Consider the following 23,555-nt stretch of genomic DNA (forward strand, 5'->3'; position numbering starts at 1 on the left):
AGCGAGCGCCGCCCCGCCGGTCGCTGTGATCGGTGGCTCGGACCGGCCGATTCATCGTACCGAGAGGTGGCTGTTGTCCATGGGCTCATCGGTGTCGTAAAGAAGGAATCGGACTCGCGATCTTGCGGAAACTGTATTGTCGATATATCGTCGAAATGTAAATCGATACAGAGGAGAACGACATGAACTACGCATTCGAAGGATTCGCACACGAATTCGGACGCCGCGGAGGCCCCCGGATGGGGCCGTTCGCAGGCAGTGGAGGCGGACGCGCGCACATGCGCGGCGCACCGTTTCAGATGTGGGTTGCCCAGGCCGACGATGACGTCCCGGTGGACGAGGGCGGTCATCGAGAGCGAGGACGCGGAAAGAGAGGACACGGTGAACGCGGCAGGCGCGGTGCAGGAGGTGGGTTCGGACGCGGCCGCGAGGGCATGCGGCCCGGTTTCGGTGCCGGCGGTTTCGGGGCTGGTGGTTTCGGACCGAATGCAGATTTCGGCCGAGGTCGGGGCCGAGGAGGGCGAGGTCGACGCGGAGATGTGCGTGCGGCAATCCTGCTGCTGCTCGAGGAACGTCCGATGCACGGATACGAGCTCATCCAGCAGATCGCCGACAAGAGCAGCGGCACCTGGAAGCCGAGCCCGGGCTCGATCTATCCGGCTCTGTCTCAGCTCGAGGACGAGGGCCTGGTTCTCATCGACAAGGTGGCCGGACGCAAGACGGCAGCTCTCACCGATGAGGGGCGATCGCACATCGAGCAGCATCGCGAGGACCTGGGCAGTCCGTGGGACGACGTCGCCGATTCGGTCGGTTTCGACGCACGGGATCTGCGCGCACTCATCGGACAGTTGATGGGTGCGGCCGGCCAGGTGGCCGGAGTCGGCACGTCCCGACAGGTCGAACAGGCTGCTGACATCCTCGTCGAGGCGCGGAAGTCCATGTACCGCATCCTCGCGGAGGACGGGCCGAACGACGCCGAGCCCGACGAGACGGTCGACGCTCCCGACGCGACATGACCGCTGGGTGCGGAATCGTCCGCAGCTCCAGGCACTCCCTAGGATGGACACCCGAGATCGTTTCGTCCATCCCAGGGAGTTGCCTACAGTGCGCGTCGTCTTTGCCGGAACACCGGACCCCGCAGTCCCATCGCTGCGAAGGTTGCTGGAGTCCGAACGCCACGAGGTGATCGCCGTGGTGACCCGGCCCGACGCCGCATCCGGTCGAGGGCGAAAGACCGTTCGCTCCCCGGTCGGCCTGCTGGCCGACGAGCACGGCATTCCGGTGTTCACGCCCGCTAAGCCGTCGGACCCGGATTTCGTCTCGCAGCTGATCGACCTCGCACCCGATGTCTGCCCGGTGGTTGCATACGGCGCGCTACTGCCTCAACCGGTGCTCGACATTCCTCGCTTCGGCTGGATCAACCTGCACTTCTCGCTGCTGCCCGCATGGCGCGGTGCCGCGCCCGTACAAGCCGCCATCGCTGCAGGCGACGAAATCACCGGTGCTTCCACGTTCCTGCTCGACGCGGGGATGGATACCGGCCCGGTGCTCGGCGTCGTCACCGAGAGAATTCGCTCGACCGACACCACGGGTGACCTGCTCACCAGGCTCGCATCGAGCGGAGCCGAGCTGCTGACCGCAACCCTCGACGCGATAGAAGACGGAACCGCAGGTGCCCATCCGCAACCCGACGACGGTGTGTCGTATGCGAGCAAGGTCACCGTCGACGCGGCGCGCATCGACTGGAACCGATCCGCCGCCTACATCGATCGGCACATCAGGTCGGTCACTCCGGCGCCGGGGGCATGGACGACGATCGATGAACTCCGCGTCAAGATCGCCCCGGTACAGCTGGTGCCCGATACGTTGCCTCCCGGCGCGATCGAGGTACGCAAATCCGGTGTGCACATCGGAACAGGCACAACCGCACTCGTTCTCGGAGATATCCAACCCCAGGGCAAGAAGGTCATGAAGGCACTCGACTGGGCGCGCGGCGCTCGGCTGGACGATACGGCGGTAGCGCGATGACAGAACCCGACAGGCCCCGTAAGCGCGAGTCCGGTCAGCCGAGAAAGTTCGTGAAGAAGTCGCCGGGAGCCCGCGGTCCCAAAGGAAACCGGCCTCCGCAGGGCGCGGGGCCCCGCGCAATCGATGCGATCGATCCGGCACGCCGCGCGGCCCGTGACGTACTGAAGGCGGTCCGCGAGCGTGATGCCTACGCCAACCTGGTGCTGCCCGGCTTGCTGCGAGAGCGGAAGCTGGACTCGCGCGATGCCGCGCTGGCCACCGAACTCGCCTACGGCGCGTCCCGCGCACGTGGGGTGCTCGACGCGGTGATCGCCCACGCGGCCGGGCGGCCTGCTGCAGAAATAGACGGGCCTCTGCTCGACATTCTGCGGCTCGGCTCCTATCAGCTGCTCCGGACCCGGGTGGCACCGCACGCGGCCGTCGCCACGTCGGTGGATCTGGCCCGGTCCGAATTCGGCACCGGCAAGGCTGGTTTCGTCAATGCGGTGCTGCGGCGCGTGTCCGAACGCACGGCGGCGCAGTGGGTCGACGAGCTGGCGCCACCAGCAGCGTCCGATCCGGTCGGCCACCTTGCCTTCGAGTACGCACATCCCAAGTGGATCGCGCAGGCCTTTGCCGACGCACTCGGTGCCGATGCCGGTGAACTCGCTGCCGTGCTCGAAGCCGACGACGCACGGCCCTCGGTTCACCTGGTCGCGCGGCCCGGAGAGATCTCGGCCGAAGAACTGGCGCTGGTCACCGGGGGAGAGGAAGGACCTTATTCCCCGTACGCCGTGCACCTCGACGGCGGCGATCCCGGCAAGCTCGACGCCGTACGTGACGGGCTGGCCGGTGTTCAGGACGAGGGCAGTCAACTCGTCGGACGGGCGCTCACCCTGGCACCACTCGTCGGTGCGGACGGTGGTCGATGGCTGGATCTGTGCGCCGGCCCGGGAGGTAAAGCCGCGCTGCTCGGTGCCATCGCCGAGATCGACGGTGCCACAGTCGATGCCGTCGAGCCGACGCCGCACCGAGCCGACCTGGTGTCCAAGACGACCAAGGACCTGCCGGTGACGGTGCACACCGTCGACGGCAGGCAATCCGGACTCGACGGTGGCTACGACCGCGTGCTCGTGGACGCGCCGTGCACCGGGCTCGGCGCTCTACGTCGTCGGCCCGAGGCGCGCTGGCGGCGACTGCCGTCCGACGTCGCGGCTCTGGTGACGCTGCAGAAAGAGTTGCTGGCAGCGGCGATCGACCTGGTGCGCCCCGGTGGCGTGGTGCTGTATTCGACGTGCTCGCCGCATCTGTCCGAAACCACGGCTGTCGTCGCCGACGCGGTCCGCCGATTCGGCGTCGAGCCGCTCGATACACGCGAACTCGTGCCGGGCGTGCCGCAGCTGGGCGACGGTACGTCCGTGCAACTGTGGCCACACCGACACGGCACCGATGCGATGTTCATGGCGGCGCTACGCAAACCGATGTGACCGAACGGCGGCAGGATCAGCCGCCCGCCAGGAACGTCTCGGCGACGTTCTTCGGGGCGTAGACGAGCCACCCGTCGATCAGCAGTTCCCGTAGTTCGTCGTCGTCGGTGTTGTCGAGGGTCACCAGCACCGCGGCGAAACCGTCGAAGTGCGAGATGGTGAAGCACGCCCGCGGATGTGCAGCGAGGATGGCCTCCTTCTCGTGCAGGTCCGCGGTACGAACGGCGAGGATCGGCCCGCGGGGCGGGGTCCGGTCGCCGAACCGTTTCAGGTCGGCCTTGCTGAACGGGCGAATCCACGCGAACACGTTCTTGCCGACCGCCCACGACGAATGCCCGTACCTGACGCCCACGGTGACCCCGGGCAGTTCGGCGATCATCGCCGTTGCGGAGTCGATGGTGGCCATGGGCGCACCATACCGCTCGGCTAGGCTCGTCAATCGTGGTTTCCCCGATGATTGCCCCCTCCATTCTGTCCGCCGATTTCGCACGGCTCGCTGCCGAAGCCGAGGCGGTGTCCGGAGCTGATTGGCTGCACGTCGACGTCATGGACGCGCACTTCGTTCCCAACCTCACCCTCGGGCTTCCGGTGGTGAAGAGTCTGCTCAAAGCGACGAACATCCCCCTCGACTGCCACCTGATGATCGAGGATCCGGCGCGCTGGGCCCCGCCCTACGCCGAGGCCGGGGCGTACAACGTCACCTTTCACGCCGAGGCCACCGACGACCCGTCCGCAGTGGCACGCGACATCCGCGCTGCGGGCGCAAAAGCCGGCCTGTCCGTCAAGCCCGGCACGCCGATCGAGCCGTACCTCGAGATCTTGCGTGACTTCGACACCCTGCTGGTGATGAGCGTGGAGCCCGGCTTCGGCGGGCAGTCGTTCATGCCCGAGGTGCTCTCGAAGGCGAAAGCTGTTCGCGCACTTGTCGATTCGGGTGATCTGCGACTGGTGGTCGAGATCGACGGCGGAATCAATTCCGACACGATCGAGCAAGCCGCCGAAGCCGGAATCGACTGCTTCGTCGCCGGCTCGGCCGTCTACGACACCGCCGATCCTGCCGCCGCCGTGCGTGACCTTCGCACCCGGGCCGCCCACGCATCGCACCACCTGTCGTAATGAACGGCCAGGGCAGAGCGGTGTCCATCGCGGACGCCATGGCCCTCGCCGTCGAGGCATCCGAGTCCGCGCGGGGTATCAGCAGTCCCAACCCTCCTGTGGGGGCGGTGATCCTCGATTCCAACGGTGTCGTCGTCGGTATCGGCTCGACCCGTCCACCCGGCGGTCCGCATGCCGAGATCGTCGCCCTGGCCGAGGCCGGGGATCGAGCTCGCGGCGGCACAGCGGTGGTGACCCTCGAGCCCTGTGACCACACCGGTCGCACCGGGCCCTGTTCGCAGGCACTGATCGAGGCCGGCATCGCGACGGTCGTGCACGCCGTCGCGGACCCGAACCCGCTCGCATCCGGCGGAGCCGAGACTCTGCGCGGCGCGGGCATTCGCGTCGAGCAGGGGATCGGGGAACGCGAGGTACGGCAGGGTCCGCTGCGGGCATGGTTGCACAAGCAACGCACCGGTCGGCCGCACGTGACCTGGAAATATGCCGCGACTCTCGACGGTCGCAGCGCCGCCGCGGACGGTACGAGTCAGTGGATCACCGGTCCCGAGGCGCGCGCGCACGTGCACGCCGAGCGGGCCAAGCTCGACGCCATCGTCGTGGGAACCGGGACCGTGCTGGCCGACGACCCGCGGCTGACCGCCCGGCGTCCCGACGGGTCCCTCGCGCTCCACCAGCCCGTGCGAGTCGTCGTCGGATCGCGGCAGATACCGGCGACCGCGGCGATTCGCGGGTCGGAGGCACCCACGGTGTTTCTCGACACACACGATCCGGCGGCGGTGATCGAGGCTCTCGGCGAACACACCGATGTCCAGATCGAAGGCGGTCCGACGTTGGCCGGAGCGTTTCTCGCTGCCGGGCTGATCGACCGCGTCGTGGCATACGTCGCCCCGGCCGTGTTGGGCAGCGGACCCGCGGCGGTGGAGAATGCGGGCATCGGAACAATTGCCGACGCAATTCGGTTCCGCACGGAGACAGTCACCATGATCGGCAACGACATACTGATCGGCGTCGTGCCCGAAGGAGCGAATTAGATGTTCACCGGAATCGTCGAAGAGCTGGGCGAGATCGTGGCCAAGGACGAACTGCCCGACGCTGCTCGCTTCACGGTGCGCGGCCCGGTGGTGACCTCCGATGCAGGCCACGGCGACTCCATCGCGGTCAACGGGGTGTGTCTGACCGTCGTGGAGGTACTGCCGGACGGCGGCTTCACCGCCGATGTCATGCAGGAGACGCTGAACCGATCGAGCCTGGGTGCCCTCGACGTCGGCAGCCGCGTCAATCTCGAACGCGCCGCGGCACTCGGCAGCAGGCTCGGTGGGCACCTCGTCCAGGGCCACGTCGACGGAACCGGAACCGTGGCGGGCCGCTTGCCGTCCGAGAACTGGACCGTCGTGCGCATCGCCATGCCTTCCTCGGTCGCGCGCTACGTCGTGGAAAAGGGCTCGATCACCGTCGACGGAGTGTCGCTGACCGTGTCCGGACTGGGTGTCGACGACGGTTCGCACTGGTTCGAGATCTCGCTGATACCCACCACCCTCGATCTGACCACGCTCGGCACGGCCGAGGTCGGATCACCGGTCAACCTCGAAGTCGATGTCATCGCCAAGTACGTGGAGCGGCTGCAGTCGATCGACGCACAGTAAGTACTGTTGAAGTGCACGCAGGTAACGGTGCATCGGAGACATTCCAAGGGTGCTGAGCCAGGCCCGAGACCTATGGAGCGCACTTTCGTGACCAGGTTCGACAGTATCGAGCGCGCAGTTGCGGACATCGCTGCGGGCAAAGCCGTGGTGGTCGTCGACGACGAGGACCGCGAAAACGAAGGCGATCTGATTTTCGCCGCCGAGAAGGCCACCCCGGAGCTGGTTGCCTTCATGGTCCGTTACACCTCGGGCTATCTCTGTGTTCCGCTGTCCGGTGAGGATTGCGACCGACTCGGCCTGCCGCCGATGTTCGCCACCAACCAGGACAAGCACGGAACCGCGTACACGGTGACCGTCGATGCCCGCGAGGGAATCGGAACCGGGATCTCGGCCTCCGACCGTGCAGCCACGATGCGGCTGCTGGCCGACCCCGACACCGGAGCCGGCGATTTCACCCGCCCCGGCCATGTCGTACCGCTGCGCGCCAAGGACGGCGGAGTGCTGCGTCGCCCCGGCCACACCGAGGCCGCCGTCGATCTGGCCCGCATGGCCGATCTGCGGCCCGCAGGCGTCATCTGCGAAATCGTCAGCCAGAAGGACGAGGGCGCGATGGCCCAGACCGACGAACTGCGCGTGTTCGCCGACGAGCACGATCTCGCGCTCATCTCGATCGCAGACCTGATCGCGTGGCGGCGCAAGCACGAAAAGCACGTCCTCCGCGTCGCCGACGCCCGAATCCCCACCAGCCACGGCACCTTCCGTGCGGTCGGCTACCAGAGCATCTACGACGAGGTCGAACACGTTGCGCTCGTGCGCGGCGACATCGCCGGGCCCGACGGTGACGGCAACGACGTCCTCGTTCGCGTCCACTCCGAATGCCTCACCGGTGACGTCTTCGGTTCGCTGCGCTGCGACTGCGGACCGCAACTGGACGCCGCGCTCGAAATGGTCGCCGCCGAGGAACGCGGAATCGTCCTATACATGCGCGGACACGAGGGCCGCGGAATCGGACTGCTGCACAAACTGCAGGCCTATCAGCTCCAGGACGCCGGCTCCGACACCGTCGACGCCAACCTTCAGCTGGGCTTGCCCGCCGACTCCCGCGACTACGGAATCGGTGCTCAGATTCTCGTCGACCTCGGTGTGTCGTCGATGCGTCTGCTCACCAACAATCCGGCCAAGCGAGTCGGGCTCGACGGATACGGCCTGCACGTGACCGAGCGAGTACCGATGCCGTTGCGCGCCAACGCCGAGAACCTCACGTACCTGCGCACCAAACGCGACCGCATGGGCCACGACCTCACCGGTCTCGACGATTTCGAGAACGGAGTGACCTCATGAGCGGCGACGGCGAACCCACCCTCCAGCTCGCCGGCGCGAACGACCTGAAGCTGGCGATCGTGGCCGGCCAGTGGCATCGAACGATTTCCGAGGCGCTGCTCGACGGTGCGCTGCGCAAAGCCGAGTCTGCGGGAGTGCGGGACGTCACGGTCATCCGCGTCGCCGGTGCCATCGAGTTGCCCGTCGTCGCCCAGGCGCTCGCCCGTAACCACGATGCCGTCGTGGCGCTCGGCGTCGTCATCCGTGGTGGAACACCGCATTTCGAGTACGTGTGCGACGCCGTCACGGCCGGCTTGACGCGAGTATCGCTGGACGAGGGCACTCCGGTGACCAACGGGGTGCTCACCACCAACGACGAGCAGCAGGCGCTCGATCGTGCCGGCCTGCCCGGCTCGTTCGAGGACAAGGGCGCTCAGGCCACTGCAGCCGCAATCGACACGGCACTGACTCTGAAGCATCTGCGTCAACCTTGGACGAACCAGGAGTTCACGTGACCGGCGGCGAACCGACCCCGCAGTGGGACATGCAGGTGAAATCGCGCAAGTCCGCTCGCTACGCCATCGCGGCGGCAGTGTTGCTCGTCGTGGCGCATTCGACCGTCGCCGTTCTGCTCCGGGTGTCACCGACCGGGGTGTACTTCCGGACCGCCGACCAACTCGCGATGGCGGGAATCGGAGTATTGCTCGGTGGCTTGGCGCTGGTGCTGACTCGCCCGCGGATCCGCGTCGGACCCGCAGGTGTCGCGGTACGTAATCTGCTCTCGGAGCGCCTGATCGAGTGGGATCTGGTGCGCGGACTGTCCTTTCCCGACGGGGCGATGTGGGCGCGCGTCGACATCCCCGACGACGAGTTCATCAACGTGATGGCCATCCAGTCCAACGATCGTGAGCACGCGGTCGCCGCAGTGCGGAAATTCCGGACTCTCGAACGCAAATACGCACCCGCCGCATCCGTTTCGACCGACGCGGTGGATCAAGACTGACCGAGCCGGACTGACGTAGCGGGGCATGCACCACACCTGAGCTGCGGATGCGGAGAACGTCGGACCCGACGGCTAACGTGGATGCCGTGTCCGACCCCGCTACCTACCGCCCGGCCACCGGAACCATCCCGGTGGAGCCGGGGGTGTACAAATTTCGAGATCCGCATGGTCGCGTCGTCTACGTGGGTAAGGCCAAAAGCCTCCGCAGTCGGCTCAATTCCTACTTCGCAGACGTCGCCTCGCTGCATCCTCGCACCCGCCAGATGGTCACCACCGCGGCGTCGGTCGAATGGACGGTCGTCACCACCGAGGTAGAGGCGCTGCAGCTCGAGTACAACTGGATCAAGGAATTCGATCCGCGATTCAACGTCCGCTACCGCGACGACAAGAGCTATCCGATGCTCGCGGTGACGATGAACGAGGAATACCCACGTCTGTTCGTGTACCGCGGACCCCGCCGCAAGGGCGTGCGCTACTTCGGCCCGTACGCCCATGCGTGGGCCATTCGCGAGACGCTGGACCTGTTGCTCCGGGTGTTCCCCGCGCGCACGTGCTCGACCGGAGTGTTCAAGCGGCACAATCAGATCGGCAGACCCTGCCTGCTGGGGTACATCGACAAGTGTTCGGCACCGTGCGTGGGACGGGTCAGCGCGGAGGAACACCGCCGCACCGTCGAGGATTTCTGCGACTTTCTGGCCGGCAAGACCGACAAGCTCGTGCGGCAACTCGAGAAGAAGATGCAGGCGGCATCCGAGGACTTGGACTTCGAGACCGCAGCGCGCCTGCGCGACGACGTCGGCGCACTGCGTCGAGCATTGGAGAAGCAGGCGGTGGTGCTCGGCGACGGTACCGACGCCGACCTCGTCGCGTTCGCCACCGATGCCCTCGAAGCTGCCGTCCAGGTGTTCCACGTTCGCGGGGGGCGGGTTCGTGGACAACGTGGCTGGGTGGTGGAGAAGGCGGGCGAAGTGATCGAGCGGCAGGACGAGGCCGATCTGCCCGCACTGGTCGAGCAGTTTCTCACTCAGTTCTACGGCGAGCAGGCCGCGCTGACTGCGCAGGCGCCGGGTGGCGACGACGGCGGTTCCAATGCAGTTCCGCGCGAAGTGCTGGTGCCCGTTCTGCCCGACAATGCCGACGAGGTCCAGACGTGGCTCAGCGAGCTTCGGGGGTCCAACGTGACCCTGCGCGTTCCTCAGCGCGGCGACAAGAAGGCGTTGGCCGAGACCGTCGAGCGCAACGCCAAGGAGGCCCTGCAGCAACACAAGCTGAAGCGAGCGGGAGATTTCACGTCGAGATCTGCTGCGCTGCAGGGGATTCAGGAAGCTCTCGATCTCGATTCGGCACCGCTGCGCATCGAGTGCATCGACATCTCCCACGTACAGGGAACCGATGTGGTGGCATCTCTCGTCGTTTTCGAGGACGGGCTGCCTCGCAAGAGCGACTACCGCCACTACGCGATCAAGGAAGCGGCCGGTGACGGGCATTCCGATGACGTCGCCAGCATTGCCGAGGTGACTCGGCGGCGATTCCTCAGACACTCCGCCGATGGGTCGACCGAAGCGAGCGGAGGCGATCTGGCTCCGGAAGCCGCGCTCGATCCCCAGACCGGCAGACCTCGAAAGTTCGCCTACCCACCGAACCTGTTCGTCGTGGACGGCGGTGCCCCTCAGGTGGCCGCAGCCGCGGCTGTGCTGGACGAGCTGGGCGTGACCGATGTGGCGGTGGTCGGTCTCGCCAAGCGACTCGAAGAGGTGTGGGTGCCGGGCGAGGAGGATCCGGTCATCCTGCCGCGAACGAGCGAGTCCCTCTATCTGTTGCAGCGAGTTCGCGACGAGGCGCACCGATTCGCGATTACGTTCCACCGCAGTAAGCGATCTCGTCGGATGACGGCCTCGGCACTGGATTCGGTCCGCGGACTCGGTGAATCGCGGCGAACGGCCCTGGTCGCACACTTCGGTTCGGTAGCCAATCTCAAGCGCGCGACGGTCGCAGAGATCGTCGAGGTGCCGGGAATCGGTGAGACCACCGCGAAGTCGGTGCTGGCGGCGCTCGGTTCGGACACGGACGACGCCGATGTAGGCGATGATGGCAACGCAACTGCAACGACATCGGGCGAGAACACGACGGAACATGCGATCGCGCCGCGCGTGGAATCGGCGGGACAGGCTTCGTAGTGAGCGAACACCAGACACAGAGACATCCGCCGTCCGACGAGCACCTCGAGCCGTCTCCCGAGGCGGAGTCTCGGCACGACGGGATAGAGGTGGCGTTGGTCACCGGCGTCTCCGGCGCAGGGCTGCGCACCGCGGCCAAAATTCTCGAAGACCTCGGCTGGTACGTCGCGGACAACCTGCCCCCCGAGCTCATCTCCAAGATGGTCGACCTCGGGCTCGAGTCCCAGCCCCGCATCGAGCGACTCGCGCTGGTGATGGATGTCCGAAGCCGTCTGTTCACAGGGGATCTGGGCTGGGTCGTCAAAGAGCTCGACTCCAAGGGTGTGCGCAACCGAGTGCTGTTCCTGGACGCGTCCGACGCCGTGCTCATTCGCAGATTCGAGTCCAATCGGCGCAGCCATCCGCTGCAGAACGACGGTCAGGACGGAACGCTGACCGAGGGCATCACTGCCGAACGGTTGCGGCTCGCCCAGGTCAAGGCTGCGGCGGATCTGACGGTCGACACCACGTCGCTCTCCGTGCACCAGCTTCGACGCAAGATCGAGACGGTGTTCGGTGACGCGAACACCAGTGGCGTCGGCGTCACCGTGCAGTCGTTCGGCTTCAAGTACGGCTTGCCGATGGACGCCGATCTGGTCTGCGACGTCCGCTTTCTGCCCAACCCACATTGGGTGCCCGAGCTCCGCGACCACACGGGACAGGACGCAGACGTACGCGATTACGTCCTGGGGCAGGACGGAGCCCGCGACTATCTGCAGACGTACACGCACCTGCTGAATTTGACGATCGAGGGATACGTGCGGGAAGGCAAGAGGTACATGACGGTAGCCGTGGGCTGCACCGGAGGTAAGCATCGAAGTGTTGCGATGACCGAAGCACTGGCCGGCATTCTCGCCGAGCAGGGTGATGTGTCCGTGCGCGTGCTGCACCGGGATCTGGGTCGCGAATGAGCGAGTTCGACACCGCAACGCAGGAACCGGGCCCGAAGATCGTCGCCCTCGGGGGCGGTCACGGTCTGTACGCCACCCTGTCCGCGGCCAGGCTGCTCGGCCACGACGTCACCGCCATCGTCACAGTCGCCGACGACGGGGGATCGTCGGGGCGGCTGCGGGCCGAGCTCGGCGTCATTCCGCCCGGAGACCTACGGATGGCGCTGGCCGCGCTGGCGCGCTCCGACGAACGAACACAGCTGTGGACCGATGTGCTGCAGCATCGGTTCGGGGGTACCGGTGCGCTGGCCGGACACTCGGTGGGCAACCTCATCCTGGCCGGACTCACCGAGGTGCTGGGAGACCCCATCGCCGCCCTCGACGAGATGGTGCGGATGCTCGGAATCGACGGCCGAGTGCTGCCGATGTCGCCCATCGCACTCGACATCGAAGCGGATGTCTCCGGCCTCGAGGACGACCCGCGAGTCAGCCGCGTCATTCGCGGACAGGTCGCGGTGGCGACGACCCCCGGCAAGGTTCGGCGCGTACGGTTGCTGCCACCCGACCCGCCTGCCTCGGCAGATGCCCTCGCGGCGATCGACGAGGCCGACCTGGTGGTGCTCGGTCCCGGATCCTGGTTCTCGAGTGTCATTCCACACGTTCTGGTGCCGGATCAGCTGGCCGCCCTGGCACGTACTTCCGCGCCGAAAGTGCTCGTGCTGAACCTGGCGCCGGAGCTGGGGGAGACCACCGGATTCTCCGCCGAGCGCCATGTCCACGTACTCTCCCAACACGCACCTGATTTGGGAATCGACTACGTGTTGGTCGATTCCGCCTCGGTCCCGGAGGGCAGCAACCGCGAACACGTAGCGCGGGCAGCGGCCCGGCTCGGTGCCGAGGTCGTTTACGTCGATGTTGCCGAAAACGGCACTCACGCACATCATTACGGAAAGCTTGCTGCAGCTCTCGGCTCCATCGTGACGCCCACCGGCGGCACTGCACCGACTGCTGCAGGCAGAGAGGGGATCACTTCGTGGCCATGACAGCGGAGGTCAAGGACGAGCTGAGCAGGCTCACCGTCAGTCAGGTCAGTTGCCGCAAGGCAGAGGTGTCCGCTCTCCTGCGATTCGCCGGTGGATTGCACATCGTGGCCGGTCGGGTGGTGGTCGAGGCGGAAGTTGATCTCGGGTCCATCGCGAGGCGGCTGCGTCGCGAGATCTTCGAGCTGTACGGCTACTCCTCCGACGTGCACATGCTCGGTGCCGGCGGACTGCGCAAGACCTCGCGTTACGTGGTCCGGGTGGCCAAGGACGGGGAGGCCCTGGCTCGCCAGACCGGACTGCTGGATCTGCGCGGGCGCCCGGTTCGTGGACTGCCCGCCCAGGTGGTCGGTGGCACGGTGGGGGATTCCGAAGCTGCGTGGCGCGGTGCGTTCCTCGCACACGGCTCGCTCACCGAGCCGGGCCGATCCTCGGCACTCGAGATCAGCTGCCCAGGACCGGAAGCAGCTCTGGCGCTCGTCGGAGCAGCCCGCCGACTCGGAGTCGCAGCGAAGGCCCGCGAGGTGCGCGGAACCGATCGAGTGGTGGTGCGCGACGGTGAGGCGATCGGAGCGCTTCTCACCCGCATGGGAGCACAGGACACCAGGCTCGTCTGGGAAGAACGTCGAATGCGGCGCGAGGTGCGAGCCACGGCGAACCGACTCGCCAATTTCGACGACGCCAACCTCCGGCGCTCGGCGCGGGCGGCCGTTGCCGCCGCAGCGCGGGTCGAGCGAGCCCTGAACATCCTCGGTGAGGACGTGCCGGATCATCTTGCTGCTGCGGGTTCGCTCCGAGTACAGCATCGCCAGGCTTCCTTGGAAGAACTCGGGCAGTTGGCCGACCCGCCGATGACGAAGGACGCGGTGGCGGGCCGAATCCGACGTCTGCTGTCCATGGCCGACCGCAAGGCGAAGGAAACCGGCATTCCGGACACCGAGTCCGCGGTCACCGCGGAACTGCTCGACGAGGCCTGACCGCCTCCGACGAGTGATGCGCGCGCTCTGCCTGCGCGCACACTAGGGTGGGAACCGCGTGTGGCACCCCGCATGCAGGCATGACCAGACATCTGTTTTCACAACTTTTAGGAGCGAACAGTGACGATCCGGGTAGGCGTCAACGGCTTCGGCCGCATCGGGCGTAACTTCTTCAGGGCTGTCGACGCGCAGAAGGCGCTCGGTACCACCGACATCGAAATCGTTGCTGTCAACGACCTGACCGACAACGCATCGCTCGCACACCTGCTCAAGTACGACTCGATTCTGGGCCGCTTGCCGCACGATGTCTCGCTCGAGGGCGAGGACACCATCGTCGTCGGCGGACAGAAGATTAAGGCGCTGTCGCTGCGCGAGGGCCCGTCCGCACTTCCGTGGGGTGACCTGGGCGTCGACGTCGTCGTCGAATCGACCGGCATCTTCACCGACGCTGCGAAGGCACAGGGCCACATCGACGCCGGTGCCAAGAAGGTCATCATCTCCGCGCCCGCCAAGGGTGAGGACATCACCATCGTGATGGGCGTCAACGACGACAAGTACGACGGCAGCCAGAACATCATCTCCAACGCGTCGTGCACCACCAACTGCCTCGGCCCCATCGCCAAGGTTCTCGATGACGAGTTCGGCATCGTCTCGGGCCTGATGACCACGATCCACGCGTACACGCAGGATCAGAACCTGCAGGACGGCCCGCACAGCGATCTGCGTCGCGCCCGCGCTGCAGCGCTCAACGTCGTCCCCACCGGTACCGGTGCAGCCAAGGCCATCGGCCTGGTTCTCCCGCAGCTGCTCGGCAAGCTCGACGGCTACGCACTCCGGGTGCCGATCCCCACCGGCTCGGTCACCGACCTGACCGCTCTGCTGAAGAAGAAGGCCAGCGCGGACGACATCAACGCCGCGATGAAGGCAGCTGCGGAAGGTCCGCTGAAGGGCATCCTGAAGTACAACACCGATCCGATCGTGTCCTCGGACATCGTCACCGACCCGCACTCGTCGATCTTCGACGCGCCGCTGACGAAGGTCATCGACGACCAGGTCAAGATCGTCTCCTGGTACGACAACGAGTGGGGCTACTCCAACCGCCTCGCCGACCTCATCGGTCTCGTCGGCAAGTCCCTCTGACACCGATGGCTGTCAAGACACTGCAGGATCTGCTCGATGCCGGTGTCGAAGGCCGTGGCGTCCTCGTGCGATCGGACTTCAACGTCCCGCTCGAGGACGGCACGATCACCGATCCCGGCCGTATCCAGGCGTCGATCCCGACTCTCCGAGCACTGGTCGAGGCGGGTGCCAAGGTCATCGTCACCGCCCACCTCGGTCGTCCCGAAGGCAAGCCCGACGCGAAGTACAGCCTGGCTCCGGTCGCAGCGAAGCTCGGCGAGCTGCTCGGTCGCCACGTTCAGCTCGCGGGCGACGTGGTGGGTCAGGACGCCGAGGCTCGCGCCGAGGGCCTGACCGACGGCGACGTGCTGCTGCTCGAGAACATTCGCTTCGATCCGCGCGAGACCAGCAAGGACGAGTCCGAGCGAGCTGCTCTGGCTCGTGAGCTCGTCGCGCTGGCCGGCGACGACGCGGCATTCGTCTCCGACGGATTCGGCGTCGTGCACCGCAAGCAGGCGTCGGTCTACGACGTGGCGCAGTTGCTGCCGCATTACGCGGGCACCCTCGTCGCTGCCGAGGTCGAGGTGCTGGCCAAGCTCACCGAGGATGCGGCACGTCCGTACGCGGTGGTGCTCGGCGGCTCCAAGGTCTCGGACAAGCTCGGCGTCATCGAGGCGTTGGCTCCCAAGGTCGACACCCTGGTGATCGGCGGCGGCATGGCCTTCACTTTCCTTGCGGCACAGGGTTATTCGGTTGGAAACTCGCTTCTTCAGGAGGATCAGATCGGTGTCTGCAAGGATTTGCTCGAGCGATTCGGTGACGTGATCCACCTTCCTGTCGACATCGTCGTGGGAGACAAGTTCGCGGCGGATGCCGAGGCGAAGACCGTGAAGGCCTCCGAGATTCCGGACGGCTGGATGGGTCTGGACATCGGTCCGGACTCGGTCAGTCGTTTTGCGGTCGTGCTCTCGAACGCCAAGACCGTCTTCTGGAACGGACCGGCCGGCGTGTTCGAGTTCGACAAGTTCTCGGCCGGCACCAAGGGCATTGCGGAAGCGATCATCGGAGCCACCGAGAAGGGCGCGTTCAGCGTGGTCGGCGGCGGCGACTCCGCGGCGGCCGTGCGCACCCTCGGGTTGCCCGACGACGGCTTCTCGCACATCTCCACCGGAGGCGGTGCATCCCTCGAGTACCTCGAAGGCAAGCAGCTCCCCGGTCTATCGGTCCTGGAGGCATGACGCATGGCACGTAAGCCGCTCATCGCGGGCAACTGGAAGATGAACCTCAACCACCTCGAAGCCATTTCGCTGGTGCAGAAGATCGCTTTCTCGTTGCCCGAGAAGTACTTCGACAAGGTCGACGTGACGGTGATCCCTCCGTTCACCGACATTCGCAGTGTGCAGACGCTGGTCGAGGGCGACAAACTGCTGCTCACCTACGGTGCGCAAGACGTGTCGTCCGAGGACAAGGGTGCGTTCACCGGCGAGATCAGCGGTTCGATGCTGGCCAAGTTGGGATGCACCTTCGTCGTGGTGGGTCACTCCGAGCGGCGCACTCTGCACAGCGAGGACGACGCCGTCGTGCTGGCCAAGACGAAGGCGGCGCTGAAGAACGGCCTCACCCCGATCGTCTGCATCGGTGAGGGGCTGAACATCCGCGAGGCCGGCGAGCACGTGGCCTACAACGTGGCTCAGTTGCGTGGTTCGCTCAGCGGCCTGTCGGCCGACGACATCTCCAAGGTCGTCATCGCCTACGAGCCGGTGTGGGCGATCGGCACCGGTCGGGTCGCGTCGGCATCGGACGCCCAGGAAGTGTGCGGGGCGATTCGCGAGGAACTGAAGGCGCTGTCCTCGGACGAGGTCGCGGCGGGCGTGCGGGTGCTGTACGGCGGCTCGGTCAACGCCAAGAACGTCGGCGAGATCGTCGGCCAGCCCGATGTCGACGGTGCCCTGGTCGGGGGAGCGTCGCTCAAGGCGGACGAATTCGCCACGCTGTCGGCTATCGCCGCAGGTGGACCCCTGCCCTGATCGGTCATCGGCAACGCCGACCGAACGATTTTCGGACACCTCGCTTCGGCGGGGTGTCCGAAGCCGTTCGTGGGGCCAGGTAGGCTGCTGGAGGCATCGAATCGAGTTTGAGGTGGACATGGATCTGTTTCTGGATATTCTGCTGGTCATCACCAGTCTGGCGTTGATCTTGCTGATCCTGCTGCATCGCGGCAAGGGTGGCGGATTGTCCAGTCTGTTCGGTGGCGGAGTGCAGTCCAGCCTGTCCGGTTCCACGGTCGTCGAGAAGAACCTGGATCGTCTGACAGTGTTCACCGGCCTGATCTGGCTCATCGCGATCCTCGGAATCGGCCTGGAGATCAAGTACACCTGATCCACTTCGGCTCCGAGTGCGAGTTGGTGACGAAGCGACGATACTGGGTGGATGAGCGAATCCTCCTACGAGTCAGTCGGTTCCCCAGCCTTCGTCCCACCGACAGCTCAGGGTCGAGAGTTGACCGAGCCTCTCCGTGAGGACATCCGCTACCTCGGCGGCATCCTGGGTGAGATCATTCGTGAGCACGAGGGCGACGACGTTTTCGAGCTGATCGAAGCGGCGCGAGTCGAATCCTTCGCGGTTCGCAGGTCCGAGATAGAGCGTGACGACTCGGTCGGTCGGTACACCGATGTGGAAGTGGCGCAAGCGGTTCCGCTCATCAGAGCCTTCAGTCATTTCTCGCTCCTGGCCAACCTCGCCGAGGATCTGCACCGCGAACGTCGTCGTGCGATCCACCTCGATCGCGAGGATCCGCCACAGAACAGCAGTCTCGACGCAACATGGCTGAAGATCGATGCTGCGGCCCCGACGCGCGAGCAGGTGGCCGCGGCGTTGACCGATGCGTTGGTGGCTCCTGTCATCACCGCCCATCCCACCGAAACACGCCGACGGACCGTCTTCGACGTGCAGTCGAAGATCACCGAACTGATGCGCCGGCGCGATGTGGCCACGGCAGCTCTCGAGGGCAAGGCTGCGAGCGCGACGAAGGAATTGGCCGTCATCGACGTGCAGATTCGCCGGCAAGTGCTGACCCTGTGGGAGACCGCTCTGATTCGGTTGTCGCGCTTGCGAATTCAGGACGAAATCGAAGTCGGCCTTCGCTATTTCGAGTCCTCGCTGTTCGACGTCATGCCGGCCCTCAATGCCGATGTGCGCGCAGCGCTGCGAGCACGGTGGCCCGAGGACGATCTGCTGCCCCGCCCCATCCTTCGCCCGGGATCGTGGATCGGCGGCGATCGAGACGGCAACCCGAACGTCACCGGAGAAGTGGTGCACACTGCGACGCACCAGGCGGGCTACGTCGCCTTCGAGCACTATCTGGACGAATTGGTGGCGCTGGAGAAGGAACTGTCCATGTCTGCGCGTCTGGTGGACGTGACCGAGGAGCTGACGGCTCTGGCCGGTGCATCGGCGGAACCGGACGATCGGCGGGCGGACGAGCCGTACCGGGTAGCCGTCGTCGGTATCCGGGCCAGACTGACTGCCACCGCTCGTGCTGTGCTCGACGCGGTTCCGGTGTCCGGCATCGACCTCGGAGCGGAGAAATACAACGGTCCACACGACATTCTCGACGACCTCGACGTCATCGATCGCGCCCTGCGGGCCGACGGAGACGGATTGATCGCCGACGATCGCCTGCTCCGGCTCAGGCAATCGGTCGAGACGTTCGGATTCCATCTGCAGGCTCTGGACATGCGGCAGAACTCCGAGACACACGAGGAAGTGGTCGCCGAGCTGCTGGCGTGGGCCGGTGTACACCCGGACTACATGTCCCTCGGGGAGGATGAACGGGTCTCCGTACTGTCGCAGGAACTCGCCACTCGGCGCCCGCTCATCGGCCCCAATGCGCAGCTCAGTGAACTCGCAACCAAGGAACTGGGCATCGTCAGGGCAGCCAAGGAAGCCATCGACCACCTGGGACCCGACACGATCCAGAACTACATCATCAGCATGTGTCAGTCGGTCAGTGACATGCTCGAGGCTGCCTTGCTGCTCAAGGAAGCCGGCATCTTCGACCCCGGCACCGACGGGGCGTCGCCTACGTCCACGGTGGGTGTGGTGCCGCTGTTCGAGACCATCGAGGATCTTCAGCAGGGCGCAGCGACGTTGCTCGCCACCCTCGACGTTCCCATCTACCGCGCTCTGGTGGCCGGGCGCGGCATGAATCAGGAAGTCATGCTCGGGTACTCGGACTCGAACAAGGACGGCGGGTATCTCGCAGCCAACTGGGCCTTGTATCGCGCCGAGCTGGATCTGCTCGAGGCATCACGCAAAACGGGTATTCGGCTGCGGCTCTTCCACGGTCGCGGCGGCACGGTCGGCCGCGGCGGCGGTCCCAGTTACGACGCCATTCTGGCGCAGCCGCCCGGCGTGGTGCAGGGATCGCTGCGGCTCACCGAGCAGGGTGAGATCATCGCGGCGAAGTACGCCGAACCGTCCATGGCGCGTCGCAACCTCGAATCCCTCGTCGCGGGAACCCTGGAATCGACTCTCCTCGATGTCGAGGGCCTGGGTGACGGCGCGGAGGCTGCCTACGACATTCTGGACGATCTCGCCGCGAAAGCCCGCGCGGCATACGGCCGTCTGGTGCACGAGGAGCCCGGATTCGTCGAGTACTTCCGCACCTCGACGCCGGTCGCCGAGGTCGGTGAGCTCAACATCGGCTCGCGGCCTGCGTCACGGAAGCCCACGAACTCGGTGTACGACCTCCGAGCGATCCCATGGGTGATGTCGTGGAGTCAGTGCCGCGTCATGCTGCCCGGTTGGTACGGCACCGGTTCTGCGTTCGAGGAGTGGGTAGGCGACGACGATGGCAAACTCGAGGTGCTGTCGGATCTGTACCGCAAGTGGCCGTTCTTCCAGACCGTCCTGTCCAACCTCGCGCAGGTGATGGCCAAGTCCGATCTGGGGATCGCGGCCCGGTACGCCGAACTGGTGCCCGACGCAGACCTACGGGCGCGGATCTTCGGCATGATCGAGGCCGAACACGCCACCACCGTCCGGATGTATCTGAAGATCACCGGCCACAGTCGTCTGTTGGAAGACAACCCGTCGCTCGAGCGCTCGGTGCACAACCGATTCCCCTACCTGGAACCGCTGAATCAGATGCAGGTCGAGATGTTGCGACGCTATCGCAACGGTGACGACGACGAACGCGTCAAGCGCGGCATCCTGCTGACGATGAACGGCCTCGCGACGGCACTGCGTAACAGCGGCTAGCCTCGGGCTCCGCCCTCGTGCGCGTTTTGCGTAGTCCTGAACGCGCAAAACGCGCACGAGGGGCGAGGAACCGGTGGGTATCCGCTCGCGTCCAACGATGTATGAGGCAGTGCAGCAACGACACCGATGCCTGGCGCGACGGATCCGCCTACCGCACCAGCGGTAGGCGGATCGGTCACCCGGAACCAGGACGTGCCTGGGACGCCGGCTACAACGACGGCGAGCGGCAGGGACGTGACCCCGACGTTGCCGAGACCGACTAGTCGTGGGGGATCAGACGGTGTCCAGCTTGGAGGCTGCGCCGGAGTCGAGGAACCACACGGTCGATTCGGTACCCAGTGCGCCGGCCGACGGGACCTCGTCCGAATCGGCCCCACCCACCGCGGCTGCGACAGCGTCGGCCTTGTTCGCCCCGGATACGAGCAGCCACACGTGCTGTGCGCGGCGAACCGCGGGCAGCGTGAGCGTGATGCGAACCGGTGGAGGCTTGGGGGAGTCCTCGACGGCAACGACATAGCGATGCTCTTCACGCACGGCATCCGTATGGGGGAACAGCGAGTTGATATGACCCTCGCCTCCCATACCCAACAGGTGGATGTCGAATGCAGGTGTCGGCTCTCCCTCGGAGCGAGAATGCAGGATCTGCGCATACGTCGCTGCGGCCACCTCGGGATCGCTTCCGTGTGGCCCGTCGGACGCAGCCATTCGAAAGACACGATCAGGATGAACGTCGACGTGGTCGAGCAGCGCCTCGGCGGCCTGCACCTCGTTGCGCTCTGGGTCCCCCGAGGGCAGGAAGCGCTCGTCGCCGAAGTAGATGTCTACCTTGCCCCAGTCGATCGATCCGGAATCGTGGCGCAGCGCCTCCAGCAATGCGATACCCGTGCCACCGCCGGTGAGCACCACCGAAGCCGAGCCGCGCTCGGCCTGCGCGGCGGTGACGACCTCCACGAAACGAGATCGCGCGGCATCGACCAAAGCCTGCGCGTCCAGGTACTGAAGGATCGATGTCTTACTCATAGCTCACTTTCGACAGTCCGTGCAGGGCAAGCTCGTAGATCTCGTCGGTGTCGAGTCGGCGCAGTTCCTCGGCCAGGCACTCTCGCGTGTTACGCCGTGCCAGTGCGACTTCGGCGTCGGGCTGGCCGGTGCGCCGCAACGTTGCGGTCTTCCCGGTCTGCGGACGCGTCAGCGAGATACTGCTGCTCTCTCTGATCAGCTCCACTTTCAGCTCACCCGCGCGGCGATACACCGGCACGTCGAGTTTCGCGGCAAGCCAACCGGCCAAGATGTCGAGTGCCGGCTCCTCTGCCAGTCCCGACACCGTTGCCGAGACGACGGCCTCGAACGGAGCCTGGTCCAGGGCCGTGGCCAACAGACCGCGCCAGTACGTGATGCGACTCCATGAGAGATCGGTGTCGCCCTCGGTGTAGCTGCTCAGCCGTCCCTTGATCGCAGCTGTGGTGTCGGGCGAGTTCGTGGCATCGGTGATCCGTCGAATTGCCAAGCGTCCCAACGGGTCCTTTGCTGGAACGGCGGGTGCTTCGTCCGGCCACCACGCCACGATCGGAGTGTCGGGCAGCAGGAACGGGATGACCACACTGTGCTCGTGATCGGCGAGTTCGCCGTTGAGACGCAGCACTACGACCTCCGAGGCACCAGCGTCACCCCCGACGCGGATCTGTGCGTCGAGGCTCGACTCGGCCGATCGGTCGCCGTGGATGAGCACGATGACGCGGCACGGATGCTCACGGCTCGCTTCGTTCGCTGCGTCGATCGCCCGTTCGGCCTTGGCCGGATCGCGACTGGCGACGATCAAGGTCAACACGCGGCCGATGGTCACTGCGCCGCCTGCCTCGCGAACCTCCACCAACTTCTTGCCGACCTCGGCCGTTGTCGTGGCGGGGATGTCGACAATCACGGCATTCTCCATTCGCGTCCGGTGCGCTGCATCATCTCGTCACCCGAGGAGGGACCCCAGGTGCCGGCCTCGTACGGTTCCGCCGTACCGCCCGAGGCCCAGAAGTCGAGAATCGGATCGAGAATCTTCCACGACAGTTCGACCTCGGCGTTGACGGGGAAGAGCGACGGCTCCCCGAGCAACACGTCGAGAATGAGACGCTCGTACGCTTCCGGCGAGGATTCCGTGAATGCCTGGCCGTAGCTGAAGTCCATGCTGACGTCGCGGACCTGCATGCCCGATCCGGGAACCTTGGAGCCGAACCGCATTGTCACACCCTCGTCCGGCTGAACTCGAATGACCAGCGCATTCTGGCCGAGCTCCTCGGTCATCGTGGCGTCGAAGGGGAGGTGTGGTGCGCGCTTGAACACCATTGCGATCTCGGTGACTCGACGCCCGAGTGCCTTTCCGGTGCGGAGATAGAACGGCACTCCACCCCATCGTCGAGTGTCGACCTCGAGGGTGATGGCCGCATAGGTTTCGGTGTTGGACTCGGAGTCGAACCCCTCTTCCTCCTTGAGCCCCTTCACCTTCTGGCTGCCCTGCCACCCCGCGGAGTACTGACCGCGGGCGGACGTCCGATCGAGCGGCTCGGCGAGTTTCGTAGCCGAGAGCACCTTGATCTTCTCGGACTGCAGCTCCTTGGGGTTGAAGCTCACCGGCTCCTCCATCGCCGTGATGGCGAGTAGCTGGAGAAGGTGATTCTGGATGACGTCGCGGGCCGCACCGATGCCGTCGTAATACCCTGCGCGACCGCCCAATCCGATGTCCTCGGCCATCGTGATCTGAACGTGGTCGACGTAGTGCGCATTCCAGATCGGATCGAACAACTGGTTCGCGAAGCGCAATGCCAGAATGTTCTGCACTGTCTCCTTGCCCAGGTAGTGATCGATGCGGAACACGGTGTCCTCGGGGAACACTCGATTCACGATCGCATTGAGTTCTTTCGCACTCTGCAGGTCGTGGCCGAACGGCTTCTCGATGACCACCCGTCGCCAATTCCCGTCCTGGCTCTGAGCCAGGCCGGAACGCGACAGTTGTTCGAGCACAACGGGAAACGCGCTGGGCGGGATGGACAGGTAGAAGGCGTGGTTGCCCCCGGTGCCGCGGGTTTCGTCCAGCTCGGTCAGAGTTCGTGAGAGCTCGTCGAAGGCGTCGTCGTCGTCGAACGAGCCTTGAACGAATCGGAACCCCTCGGCGAGGGTGTTCCATACCTCTTCGCTGAACGGAGTTCGCGCGTGATCACGAACGGAATCGTGCACGATCTGTGCGAAATCCTGGTTCTGCCATTCCCGCCGGGCGAACCCGACCAAGGCGAAACCGGGGGGTAGCAGCCCCCGGTTCGCCAGGTCGTACACCGCAGGCATGAGCTTCTTACGAGCGAGATCGCCGGTCACTCCGAAGATGACCATGCTGCACGGGCCCGCAATGCGGGGGAGCCGCTTGTCTCGCGCGTCGCGGAGTGGGTTGAGCCAGTCCGCTGAATGGAGAGGTTCGGTTTCTGCGGTGGGCACA

The 23,555-nt window shown here is 65.7% G+C and carries 23 protein-coding genes; 19 read left to right on the top strand and 4 right to left on the bottom strand.

What is annotated here, in order from left to right:
* Positions 1-278 precede the first annotated feature (278 nt).
* From ACQR3T_RS06960 to ACQR3T_RS06970, 3 genes are all read left to right on the top strand, one after another.
* Complete coding sequence (locus ACQR3T_RS06960; protein ID WP_428693077.1) at positions 279-1,016, top strand: PadR family transcriptional regulator; 738 nt, start codon at positions 279-281, stop codon at positions 1,014-1,016.
* An 88-nt stretch (positions 1,017-1,104) separates the two neighbouring features.
* The gene (gene fmt / locus ACQR3T_RS06965; RefSeq protein ID WP_032377813.1) at positions 1,105-2,028 is read left to right on the top strand and encodes a methionyl-tRNA formyltransferase; all 924 of its coding nucleotides are present in this window, start codon (positions 1,105-1,107) and stop codon (positions 2,026-2,028) included.
* Positions 2,025-3,494: an RsmB/NOP family class I SAM-dependent RNA methyltransferase gene (locus tag ACQR3T_RS06970; RefSeq protein ID WP_428692851.1), complete on the top strand. Its 1,470-nt coding sequence runs from the start codon at positions 2,025-2,027 to the stop codon at positions 3,492-3,494. Before fmt ends, ACQR3T_RS06970 begins: the two co-directional genes overlap by 4 nt.
* A 16-nt stretch (positions 3,495-3,510) precedes the next feature.
* On the opposite strand, the gene ACQR3T_RS06975 is transcribed toward ACQR3T_RS06970, so the two are convergent.
* Positions 3,511-3,900 carry an MmcQ/YjbR family DNA-binding protein gene (locus ACQR3T_RS06975; RefSeq protein ID WP_032377815.1) on the bottom strand — a complete coding sequence of 130 codons (390 nt, stop codon included), beginning with the start codon at positions 3,898-3,900 and terminating at the stop codon, positions 3,511-3,513.
* Between the two features lie 35 nt (positions 3,901-3,935).
* On the opposite strand from ACQR3T_RS06975, the gene rpe reads away from it, so the two are divergent.
* From rpe to ACQR3T_RS07055, 16 genes are all read left to right on the top strand, one after another.
* Positions 3,936-4,610, top strand: coding sequence for a ribulose-phosphate 3-epimerase (gene rpe / locus ACQR3T_RS06980; RefSeq protein ID WP_032377816.1), 675 nt, complete (start codon positions 3,936-3,938; stop codon positions 4,608-4,610).
* Positions 4,610-5,641 carry a bifunctional diaminohydroxyphosphoribosylaminopyrimidine deaminase/5-amino-6-(5-phosphoribosylamino)uracil reductase RibD gene (ribD, locus tag ACQR3T_RS06985; protein WP_428692852.1) on the top strand — a complete coding sequence of 344 codons (1,032 nt, stop codon included), beginning with the start codon at positions 4,610-4,612 and terminating at the stop codon, positions 5,639-5,641. The genes rpe and ribD overlap by 1 nt, the downstream gene beginning before the upstream one ends.
* Positions 5,642-6,253 (top strand): riboflavin synthase, encoded by a 612-nt coding sequence (locus ACQR3T_RS06990; protein WP_428692853.1) that lies wholly within the window; start codon positions 5,642-5,644, stop codon positions 6,251-6,253.
* A gap of 87 nt (positions 6,254-6,340) precedes the next feature.
* Positions 6,341-7,594, top strand: a complete 1,254-nt coding sequence (locus ACQR3T_RS06995; protein WP_032378466.1) for a bifunctional 3,4-dihydroxy-2-butanone-4-phosphate synthase/GTP cyclohydrolase II — start codon at positions 6,341-6,343, stop codon at positions 7,592-7,594.
* Positions 7,591-8,088 (top strand): 6,7-dimethyl-8-ribityllumazine synthase, encoded by a 498-nt coding sequence (gene ribH, locus ACQR3T_RS07000; protein ID WP_032377819.1) that lies wholly within the window; start codon positions 7,591-7,593, stop codon positions 8,086-8,088. The genes ACQR3T_RS06995 and ribH overlap by 4 nt, the downstream gene beginning before the upstream one ends.
* 29 nt (positions 8,089-8,117) lie before the next feature.
* Entirely contained in the window at positions 8,118-8,576 is a 459-nt protein-coding gene (locus ACQR3T_RS07005; protein ID WP_037174304.1) for a PH domain-containing protein, read from the top strand.
* An 86-nt stretch (positions 8,577-8,662) separates the two neighbouring features.
* On the top strand, positions 8,663-10,753 hold the full coding sequence (gene uvrC / locus ACQR3T_RS07010) for an excinuclease ABC subunit UvrC (RefSeq protein ID WP_032403662.1): 2,091 nt from the start codon (positions 8,663-8,665) through the stop codon (positions 10,751-10,753).
* Between the two features lie 83 nt (positions 10,754-10,836).
* Positions 10,837-11,703 (top strand): RNase adapter RapZ, encoded by an 867-nt coding sequence (rapZ, locus tag ACQR3T_RS07015; protein WP_032378468.1) that lies wholly within the window; start codon positions 10,837-10,839, stop codon positions 11,701-11,703.
* Positions 11,700-12,725 (top strand): gluconeogenesis factor YvcK family protein, encoded by a 1,026-nt coding sequence (locus ACQR3T_RS07020; RefSeq protein ID WP_032377821.1) that lies wholly within the window; start codon positions 11,700-11,702, stop codon positions 12,723-12,725. Before rapZ ends, ACQR3T_RS07020 begins: the two co-directional genes overlap by 4 nt.
* Positions 12,716-13,699, top strand: a complete 984-nt coding sequence (gene whiA, locus ACQR3T_RS07025) for a DNA-binding protein WhiA (RefSeq protein ID WP_032377822.1) — start codon at positions 12,716-12,718, stop codon at positions 13,697-13,699. The genes ACQR3T_RS07020 and whiA overlap by 10 nt, the downstream gene beginning before the upstream one ends.
* Before the next feature lie 120 nt (positions 13,700-13,819).
* Complete coding sequence (gene gap / locus ACQR3T_RS07030; protein ID WP_032365753.1) at positions 13,820-14,839, top strand: type I glyceraldehyde-3-phosphate dehydrogenase; 1,020 nt, start codon at positions 13,820-13,822, stop codon at positions 14,837-14,839.
* 5 nt (positions 14,840-14,844) lie between these two features.
* Positions 14,845-16,056 carry a phosphoglycerate kinase gene (locus ACQR3T_RS07035; protein WP_428692854.1) on the top strand — a complete coding sequence of 404 codons (1,212 nt, stop codon included), beginning with the start codon at positions 14,845-14,847 and terminating at the stop codon, positions 16,054-16,056.
* Between the two features lie 3 nt (positions 16,057-16,059).
* Positions 16,060-16,845 (top strand): triose-phosphate isomerase, encoded by a 786-nt coding sequence (tpiA, locus tag ACQR3T_RS07040; protein WP_032403368.1) that lies wholly within the window; start codon positions 16,060-16,062, stop codon positions 16,843-16,845.
* 118 nt (positions 16,846-16,963) lie between these two features.
* The gene (secG, locus tag ACQR3T_RS07045) at positions 16,964-17,197 is read left to right on the top strand and encodes a preprotein translocase subunit SecG (protein ID WP_027497008.1); all 234 of its coding nucleotides are present in this window, start codon (positions 16,964-16,966) and stop codon (positions 17,195-17,197) included.
* A gap of 51 nt (positions 17,198-17,248) precedes the next feature.
* A complete protein-coding gene (gene ppc, locus ACQR3T_RS07050; RefSeq protein WP_428692855.1) occupies positions 17,249-20,080 on the top strand; it encodes a phosphoenolpyruvate carboxylase in 2,832 nt (943 codons plus the stop codon).
* A 101-nt stretch (positions 20,081-20,181) separates the two neighbouring features.
* Positions 20,182-20,343 carry a hypothetical protein gene (locus tag ACQR3T_RS07055; protein WP_155290944.1) on the top strand — a complete coding sequence of 54 codons (162 nt, stop codon included), beginning with the start codon at positions 20,182-20,184 and terminating at the stop codon, positions 20,341-20,343.
* Between the two features lie 10 nt (positions 20,344-20,353).
* Here the strand turns inward: ACQR3T_RS07055 and pgl are convergent, their stop codons facing one another.
* The 3 genes from pgl to zwf are packed head-to-tail and all read right to left on the bottom strand — an operon-like array spanning position 20,354 to position 23,554.
* A complete protein-coding gene (pgl, locus tag ACQR3T_RS07060; protein ID WP_032377825.1) occupies positions 20,354-21,100 on the bottom strand; it encodes a 6-phosphogluconolactonase in 747 nt (248 codons plus the stop codon).
* On the bottom strand, positions 21,093-22,001 hold the full coding sequence (gene opcA / locus ACQR3T_RS07065) for a glucose-6-phosphate dehydrogenase assembly protein OpcA (protein WP_170944819.1): 909 nt from the start codon (positions 21,999-22,001) through the stop codon (positions 21,093-21,095). Before opcA ends, pgl begins: the two co-directional genes overlap by 8 nt.
* Entirely contained in the window at positions 21,998-23,554 is a 1,557-nt protein-coding gene (zwf, locus tag ACQR3T_RS07070; RefSeq protein ID WP_032377827.1) for a glucose-6-phosphate dehydrogenase, read from the bottom strand. The genes opcA and zwf overlap by 4 nt, the downstream gene beginning before the upstream one ends.
* Between the last annotated feature and the right edge of the window lies 1 nt (position 23,555).

The sequence above is a fragment of the Rhodococcus sp. IEGM1428 genome, assembly GCF_050321865.1.
GTDB lineage: Bacteria > Actinomycetota > Actinomycetes > Mycobacteriales > Mycobacteriaceae > Rhodococcoides.